At 72.1% G+C, this 7,710-nt stretch carries 3 protein-coding genes; 1 reads left to right on the forward strand and 2 read right to left on the reverse strand.

Annotation, left to right across the window (positions count from 1 at the left end):
* The first annotated feature begins 339 nt into the window (after positions 1-339).
* Positions 340-3,291 (forward strand): amino acid adenylation domain-containing protein, encoded by a 2,952-nt coding sequence (locus ACGFT1_RS27355; RefSeq protein WP_373911645.1) that lies wholly within the window; start codon positions 340-342, stop codon positions 3,289-3,291.
* Between the two features lie 167 nt (positions 3,292-3,458).
* Here the strand turns inward: ACGFT1_RS27355 and ACGFT1_RS27360 are convergent, their stop codons facing one another.
* Both ACGFT1_RS27360 and ACGFT1_RS27365 read right to left on the reverse strand, forming a co-directional pair.
* On the reverse strand, positions 3,459-5,024 hold the full coding sequence (locus tag ACGFT1_RS27360) for an ABC transporter substrate-binding protein (RefSeq protein ID WP_373911646.1): 1,566 nt from the start codon (positions 5,022-5,024) through the stop codon (positions 3,459-3,461).
* Positions 5,025-5,857: 833 nt separating this feature from the next.
* Positions 5,858-7,345, reverse strand: coding sequence for an amino acid permease (locus ACGFT1_RS27365; RefSeq protein ID WP_373911647.1), 1,488 nt, complete (start codon positions 7,343-7,345; stop codon positions 5,858-5,860).
* Positions 7,346-7,710 lie beyond the last annotated feature (365 nt).

Raw genomic sequence — 7,710 nt, forward strand, 5'->3', positions numbered from 1 at the left:
CCTTTTCCCCTCGGCAGGACATCTGTGTCCAGGGTGATCGGATGGGAAGTCGTGCCCGGGGACACGCACCGGGAAGCGGTTTCCGGGTGATGGAGAGGGAGCCGGTCCGCGCCTTTCCGATCCGTGCGGCAACGCACGGACGGAAACATTCGTCCATCGGATACCGGGCTCCGTCGACACCCCGATCATTGATGCACCCGGAGTGACTGTCAATTGCTCTTCTGGGCACATGAATTGTTCGTTCGGGCAGCATTGCCCGCTACTGCCGAAAAATTGCCGGGGACAGTGAAGATCAGGCAGACCGATTTCATTTCCACCCTGACGGTGACAGGATCTGTGATGCCCGAAGTTCCGGCCGACTCCCCCCTCATCCCGCCCGGCGGCCCGTCCGGCGACGGTGGTGCCGTGGACCACCTGTCGTTCGCCGTGCACCTACGCGGCGACCTCGACGTCGCCGCGCTCGGCCGCGCCTGCGATGCCGTGCTGGGCAGGCACCCGGGTCTCGGCCGCGCCGTCGAGGACCGGGCCGGCGTGCCCGTCCTCGTCCCCGCCGCGACCCGGCCCGAACCGGTCTTCGACCGGCCCGGCCGGGAGGACACGCGGGAGCACATCACCGCCGCGTTCGACCTCGCCCGCGGACCGCTGTGCCGCCTGGTGCTCCAGTCGCTCGGGGCGGCCGAGCACCGGCTGCTGGTCGTGGCGCACCCCCTGGTCTTCGACCGGCCGTCGGTGGAGGTGTTCGTGACCGATCTCGCCGCGTTCTACCGGGCGGAGACCGGGAGTGGTGATCCCGCGCTGCCGGAACTCGGTCCGGACGCGGCCGAGGAGCCCCGGGCCGGCACCGGGTCACCGCTCGGGCGGTGGTACCGGGCGGACGACACGGCCGGCGCCGACCTGCTGCTCCCGGGCCTGGACGGGGCCGTCCAGGACGTGGGCAGCGACGACGCGGTGCGGCTGCGGATACCGGCCGGGGTGCGGGACTCGCTCCAGGACGTGGCGGAGCGGACCGGCGTCACCCGTTACGAGCTGCTGGTGGCATCCGTGCACGCCCTCCTGTTCCGCTACGGCAACACCGCCCCGGTCACGGCCCTCGATCTGGACACGCGCACCCCGCACGAGTACCCGCGCATCGGCGCCTACGCCGGCGAACTGCCCTTCTCCTCCGCTCCGCGGGGCGACACGGCGTTCGCGGACTTCGCCCGGGAGATCGGGGCCGCGCTGCGGGGCCCGCACCGGGTGCGCGGCGCGGCGCCGGCCGGGGTCGCGGCGGGGACGCGGCCCGGTCCGGCGGTGGCCCCGGTCCATCTGTCCTACAGCCGGTGGACCTCCGCCCCGGACTTCCCCGGCCTCGTCGCCACGGTGGATCCGGTTCCCGCGGGCGCCGCCGTCCGCCACCGCCTGTGCGTCACCCTGCTGGACGGGCCCGACGGCATCGACGCGGTGCTCCAGTACCCGCCGGGTTCGCTGACGGGCGACGACGTCCGAAGTGTCGGCCGGCACTGGCTGTCCGCGCTGACCCACGCCGCGACCGCCCCGGACACGGTGCTGGCCGAACTCCCCCTGCTGGACCAGGAGGAGCGGGACCGCCTGCTCGCGGGCCACGACGACACGGCCGTCGCCCGTCCGCAGACCACCGTCCCGGACCTGTTCGCGCGGCAGGTCGCCCGCAGCCCCGATGCCGTCGCGGTCCTCCATGCCGACCGGCGGCTCACCTACGCGCAGCTGGACGCCGCCGCGACGCGGGTCGCCGACCGGCTGCGTGACAGGGGCGTCGGTCCGGGAGATCTGGTCGCGGTGCGGGCGAGCCGGACGGAACGGCTGCTGGCCGGCCTGCTCGGGGTCCTGAAGGCGGGGGCGGCCTACCTTCCCCTCGACGCGGAGTATCCGGCGGAACGGCTGGAGTTCATCCTCGCGGACTCCCGAGCCGCCCACGAACTGGGCGACACCGAGCTGGCGGCCGCCGAGGAGTGCGGCGCGCCCGGCGGGACGGCCCGCCCGTCACCGGCCCCGGACGACCTCGCCTATGTCATCTACACCTCCGGCTCGACCGGCCGCCCCAAGGGCGTGCGGATCGCGCACCGCTCGCTGGTGAACCTGCTGCTGTCGATGCGGGACCTGCTGGCCGCCCGGCCGGGTGACCGCTGGCTGGCGTCGGCCTCGGCGGCGTTCGACATGTCCGTTCCGGAGCTGTTCCTGCCGCTGGTCACCGGGGGCGCGGTGGTCATGGCGAGCGAGACGCAGACGCGTGACGGCTCGGCGCTGCGCGCACTGGTGGACCGGCAGCGGGTCACCCATATGCAGGCGACCCCGACCGGCTGGGCGATGCTCCTGGACGCGGGCTTCACCGCACCCGGGATCACGGCGATCACCGGGGGCGAGGCACTCCCCCTGCCGCTGGCCCGGCGGTTGCGCCCGAAGGTCGGCAGACTCGTCAACCTGTACGGGCCGACCGAGGCGACGGTCTGGTCGACGGCGGACGAGATCGGCCCCGAGCCCGAACGGGTGACGATCGGCCGTCCGCTGGCCAACACCCGGGCCTACGTGCTCGACGAGCGGCTGGCACCCGTCCCGAAAGGCGTCCCCGGTGACCTGTACCTCGCCGGGGCCGGCCTCGCCCGCGGTTACCTCGGCCGCCCGGAGCTGGACCGCGAGCGCTTCCTGCCCGATCCGTTCGGGCCGCCGGGCAGCCGTATGTACCGGACGGGAGACCGGGTACGCCGACGCGGCGACGCACGGCTGGAGTTCCTCGGCAGAGCCGACGACCAGATCAAGCTCCGGGGCCACCGGATCGAGCTGGGCGAGATCGAGTCCCGGCTGCTCGCCGTTCCCGGAGTGGACGGGGCCGCCGCCGCTCAGCGGGACGGCAGGCTGGTGGGCTACTTCGTCGGCAGCACGAGCGAGGGGGAGCTGAGGCGCGCGCTGGCGGCGTCGCTGCCGGCGTACATGGTGCCCGAGGCGTTCGTCGCCCTCGACGCCCTGCCGGTCACGCCGAACGGCAAGCTCGACCGCCCGGCGCTCCCGTCCCCGCCGGAGGAGGTCGCCGCGCCCGGGGCGGCCCCGGGGAACCTGCTGGAGTCGGTACGGCAGATCTGGTGCGAGGTGCTGCGGGTCCCGGACCTGGGTGACACCGAGGATCTGTTCGATCTCGGCGGCCATTCGCTCACCATGACCCGGATCTCGGCGAGGGTCCTGGACCGGCTGGGCGTCGAGGTGCCGCTGCACGCGTTCTTCGACGCACCGACCGTCAGGGGTCTGGCCGCGGTGGTCGCCGGCCTGCGCGCGCGGGAGTGACGGTCCCGCCGGGGCCCGCCGGACGGTGACGCGGACCCCGGCCGGATACCGGCGGCGGCGCCCGGTGCCGTGGGGTGAGGCGGTCCACTACTGCGGCGGGGGGTCCCCTCCTGCGGCAGGGGGTCCCCTCCTGCGGCAGGGGGTCCCCTCCTGCGGCAGGGGGTGTCTCAGTCCTTGCTCAGCTCCCAGAACCGGAACACCGTGGACGCGTCCAGGCAGTAGTCGACGCCGTGGACGCCGTCGCGGACGACCGCGTACTGCTTGGCCTGCCACACCGGCAGGACGGGCAGCTGCCGGGCCACGATGTCCTGGATCCGGCCGAACGTCTCGTCGGCGGCCGTGCGGTCGCCGACGGCGGCGGTACGCGGGATCAGCTTGTCGGTGAGGGTGCTGTTCTCGTAGTGGTTGTCCAGCACGTTGCCCTTGCCGAAGAAGGGGGACGTGAAGTTGTCGGCGTCGGGGTAGTCCGGCACCCAGCCCTTGACGTAGACGCCGTACGCGCCCGCGGCGATGTCGCGCTCGTACCGCTCGAACGGCACGGACCTCGCCTCGGCGTCGAACAGCCCGCTGGCGTCGAGCTGTGCGGCGATCGCCCGCATCTCCTGGTCCGTGGCCGGTCCGTAGCGGGTCGGGGTGGACCAGAGGGTCAGCTTCACCTTGCCGGTGATCCCGTCGGCGCGCAGCACGGCGGCGGCCTCGGCCGTGGAAGGTCGGCCACCGTATCGGTCGAAGAAGGCCGTGGTGTGGCCGTCGATGCCGGCCGGGACGATCGAGTACAGCGGGATCGCCGTGTCGCGGTAGACGTCCTTGACGAGGGTGTCGCGGTCGAGCACGTGGGCGACGGCCTGGCGTACGGCGAGTTTCCCGGCCACGGGGTCGTTCATGTTGAAGACCAGATGCTGGACCTCGGCGCTGCCGCCCTCGACGACGTCGACGTCCTTGTGGCCGATCCGCAGGTCGATGTCGGAGATGTCCTGGGCGGTCAGGCCGCGATAGGCGATGTCGACCTTGCCGTCGAGCACGGCCTCCTTCAGGGCGTCCCGGTTGCCGTGGAAGAACCTCAGGGTGACGCCGGAGTTCTTCACCCGGGCGCTGCCCCCGTACTGGTCGTTGACCGAGAAGACCGCCTCTCCCTTGCTGAACGATTCCAGCTTGTAGGGGCCCGAACCGACCGCCCCGCCGTCCGTGCGCAGCTCGTTCCCGCGGTACTGGCGGTGGTCCACGATGGAGCCGGCGCCGGAGGCGATCTTGCTGGGGAAGGTGGCGTCGGGGACTTTCAGCCTGAAGACGACGGTCTCGTCGTTCGGCGTGTCGATGCTGCCGAGCGTGCTGAACATGACCGCCGGACCCGCCGCGTCGTCGATCCGCAGGGTGCGCTCGAAAGAGAACGCGACGTCCCGCGCCGTGAGGGGGTCGCCGTTGCTGAACCGCAGACCGTCCTTGAGGCGGCACTTGTACACGCGGGCGTGCGCGTCGGTGAAGGCGCACGCTTCGGCGGCGTCCGGCTCCGGTTCCGTGCTTCCGCTGGGGAAGCTGAGCAGCGACTGGAAGACGTTGTTGAACAGCAGCCATGAGCCGGGGTCGTACCCGGAAGCCGGGTCCGTGGCCAGCACGTCGTCGGACATGCCGACCACCACAGGGGCGCTCTCGCCGAGGCCGGCACACCCCGACAGCAGAGCGAACGCCAGCCCCGCGGGGACGAGCCGGGCCGGCCACTGGTTGAACATGTTCACCGCATGTGCCTCGTCTTTGATCGCCGGTACATCGGGGAACCGGCCGCGTTTTCAACGCAGGGGCCGGTCCGGCACCGCATGGGAAAGGCCCCGGACCCGAAAAGGGAGCGGCCGTCGAGGGCTGCGGCGGGTCACGGGGAGAAGGACGGGTCGATCGCCTCAGGGGCGCGCCGAAAGCACCCCGGAAAAGCCGATCGAGGGCACTCTACGTCCGCGATGACGCCGGAAATGGCGTGCGGGAATTCGCTGTCCGGAAAGACATCGGCTCTGCACTTACCGTCACGCGCGCGGCGGTCCGGTCACGCCCACCGCACCGGCAGCCGCCGCGGGCCGTGGACGAGCAGGCCCGGACGCCGGGTGTGTCCACGCCGAGTCCGGGGCGGCGCCGCAGCAGGGCCCGGACGGCGATATGGGCCTCCATCCGCGCGAGCGGGGCGCCGGGGCAGTGATGGACGCCGTGGCCGAAGGCGATGTGACCTGCGCGACCGGCTCGCGCGGCCGCCCGCGGTCCGGTGGGTCGGAGTCGGGCATGTGGTGGGGCCGAAGGGCCGGTCGCACCAGCGTGAGCGTCGGCGCGGCCCGCTCCATGACCTGGCGGGCCGGGACCGGCGAGCGCCGCCCGCGCGACCCCGTACCCGGCGACGAGCCACGCCCGCCCGGTGGCCGCTGTCCGGCCCCCTCTCCTGCCGGAGGTCGGCCCGGCAGGAGAGGGCCGGGCGTCTACCAGGGCTTCGGCTTGCGGGAGACGGCCTGATGCGTGGTTCCGGGGTCGCCGGCCACGGCGAGCGTGGCCGGCGCGCGCCCGGCATCCGCGAGCCGGTACGCCGATGGGATCACCCGCGCCCCGATCCGTCGGTTCCGTCACCGGCCGCCACCTGTGTGGAATGGTTCCGTCGCACCACGAACCAGCCGCCGACCAGAGCGCCGATCATGAGCGGGAGGCATTCCACGGTGGTACGGGAGACGCCGCCGTCCTGCCACATGAGCAGGACGATGGAGGCGAGGAAGACCAGGGTCACCACCTGGGTGTACGGGGCCCAGGGCAGTTGGTGGGCGGGCCGGGTGACCGTGCCGCGCTGCGAGCGCCTCCAGAACAGCAGCGAACAGATCATGATCATGCCCCAGGTCCCGATGATGCCGAACGAGGCGAAGTTGATGACGATCTCGAACGCCTGGCCCGGCATCGCGTAGTTGAGGACGACACCGAGAACTCCGAAGCCGGCCGTGAGCAGGATGCCGCCGTACGGCACGCCGCCCCGGTTCATCACTCCGGTGAACCGGGGCGCGGAGCCGGACAGGGACATGGAGCGGAGGATGCGTCCGGTGGAGTAGAGGCCCGAGTTGAGGCTCGACATGGCGGCGGTGAGGACGATGAGGTTCATGACGTCGGCCGCGCCGGGGACGCCGAGCTTGGTGAAGACGGTGACGAAGGGGCTCTCACCGGCGGCGTAGACCGAGGACGGCAGCAGCAGCGAGAGCAGGACGACGGACCCGATGTAGAAGAACCCGACGCGCCACATGATCGAGTTGACGGCCTTGGGGATGATCTTCTCGGGGTGCTCGGTCTCGCCCGCCGCGACACCGCACAGTTCGACGCCCGCGTAGGCGAAGACGACACCCTGGATCAGCAGCAGCATCGGTGTCCAGCCGTGGGGGAACAGGCCGCCGTGGTCGGTGACGGTGGCGAGCCCCGGAGTGTGCCCGGCGACGTCGTGCCGGGTGACCACCAGGAAGACACCGACGAGCAGGAAGACCACCAGGGCCGAGACCTTGACGATGGCGAACCAGAACTCCATCTCGCCGAAGTACTTCACGGAGATCAGGTTGGCCGTCAGCACGACGGCCAGGGCGGCCAGGGCGAGAGCCCACTGCGGGATGTCGGAGAAGGCGGACCAGAAGTGCGCGTAGGTGGCCACCGCCGTGATGTCGGCGATGCCGGTGGTCGCCCAGTTGACGAAGTAGAGCCAGCCGGCGGTGTAGGCGCCCTTCTCCCCCATGAACTCGCGCGAGTAGGACACGAACGCGCCCGAGGAGGGCCGGTGGAGCACGAGTTCGCCCAGCGCCCGCACGACGAGGAAGGCGAAGACGCCGCACACGGCGTAGGCGATGGCGAGGGACGGGCCCGCGCTGTGCATACGGCCGCCCGCGCCGAGGAAGAGGCCCGTGCCGATCGCGCCGCCCACAGCGATCATGTTGACGTGCCGTGGCTTCAGGTCCTTGTGGTAGCCGGCGTCACCCACGTCGACGTGAGTGGTGGCGCCGGGCGTCGCCGCGTCAGTGGACCGCGGATGGTCCGTCGCGGTCGTGAGGGGATCGTTCATGATGGTCGCTCACCTTCGGAGTGTCTGCACTGTGCGGGAGCCGGGGGCTGCGCGCGGGAACGGCGGACGGCGTGGGACTCCGCTTCGGCCTGTTCATGACATGGCGTCGGACCGTGTCCCCGGTGCCGATACGGGCCGCCGATGGCGACCGCGGGCATGGAAGAGGCCCCCGGTCGCACCGCTCGGAGCAGTCTGGAGGCGCCCGGCCCCCGTCCGCCCGGTCCGGCGCCGCGAGGTGCCCGAGGGGACAGCGTGCTTACCCGAAGGGGAGGGAAGGTTGCCGACAGGTGTCGAACGGTGGACTCGCCGCCCGCGACCGTGCTGCCGGTCGAGCGAGGTGGGCCGGCACCCCGGCCACCCGGGGG

It is taken from the genome of Streptomyces sp. Y20 (genome assembly GCF_043195475.1).
Taxonomy (GTDB): domain Bacteria; phylum Actinomycetota; class Actinomycetes; order Streptomycetales; family Streptomycetaceae; genus Streptomyces.